This is a genomic window from Streptomyces sp. SID3343 (genome assembly GCF_009865215.1).
Taxonomy (GTDB): domain Bacteria; phylum Actinomycetota; class Actinomycetes; order Streptomycetales; family Streptomycetaceae; genus Embleya.
Map to the genome: position 1 here is coordinate 1 of NZ_WWJX01000167.1, position 1081 is coordinate 1081.

The following is a 1081-nucleotide window of genomic DNA, read 5'->3' on the forward strand; positions in this document are numbered from 1 at the left end:
CGGCCGACCCGGCGTCACCCGGCCGCCCCGGCGTCACCCCGGCAAGCGCCCCCGCTGACGCAACTGCCATCGCCGCTGCGCGTACGCCAGGTCGTCGCGCCACAGCCTGGCCGCGGTGCGTCGCACCAACGGACGCAGCGCCGGGGCGAGCAGTCGCCCCACGGCGAAGCCCGGCCGATCCGAGACGGCGATCACCGCCTCGACGACCGAGGTCAGCGGCCGGCCCCGATCGTCGACCCCCACCGGGACCGCGTGCGTCTCCACCACCGACCCGGCGCCCTCGCCGTCCTGCACGCGCATGACCACGGTGCGCCGGTCGGGGGCGGTGAAGACGGCTCGCGTGGGCACGACCATCGCCCGGCCCGGCAGGCGGTAGGACACGTCGACGACGAAGCGGTCCGGGCCGGAGCCGTCCGACGCGGGTGCTTCGACCACGCTGAGCGCCGCGAAGGAGTACGGGTGGAGCCATCCGCCGTGCCAGGGATCGAGACGATTGGCGAGTACGTCCTGCGGCTCGCACACCCCCGTCGTCTCGGTGACCGCCTCGATCGCGCGCGCCGGGGACGGCCTCGGCGGCAGGACCGGTCGATCGAGCGGCGTCTCACCACCGACGACATCCAGGCGCACCCACGCCAACACGCCGTCGTCGTACGTCGGATACGGTGCCCAGCCGGCGATCGGGCGGCCGTCGATCGGCATCCCGTGCCAGTGGCAGATCAATCGGCCGGAGCGTACCCGGCCGTCGCACAGCGGGGCACCGAGATGGGGGCACGCACCGGGACCGGCGAGCAACTCGCCCCCGCTTCCGCGCCACGCGACCACCTCCTGCCCCGCCACGGTACGGCCGAACGGCCGGCCCGCCGTGACCGCGCGGGTCGCCCCGAGAACGAACCAGTTGCCGGCCGGCCGGGACAGGGCCCGCTCGGTCGCCGCCGTGATCAAGGCGGGCGACGCGGCCCGCCACATCGGCTCCTGGTCGGCCCACCCACCGAACCCGTCCAGTCGAAAGGGCAGCCGCCGGCGCCCCGCCCGTCGGTGCGCGGTCATCGCCCCCCGCTCGCGAACACGCCTGCGGGACCGG

General features: G+C 75.8%; 1 protein-coding gene. It reads right to left on the reverse strand.

The genetic code is table 11. The features are described from left to right. Positions 1-33: 33 nt before the first annotated feature. A complete protein-coding gene (locus GT354_RS06015; RefSeq protein WP_237534424.1) occupies positions 34-966 on the reverse strand; it encodes a DUF5914 domain-containing protein in 933 nt (310 codons plus the stop codon). Between the last annotated feature and the right edge of the window lie 115 nt (positions 967-1081).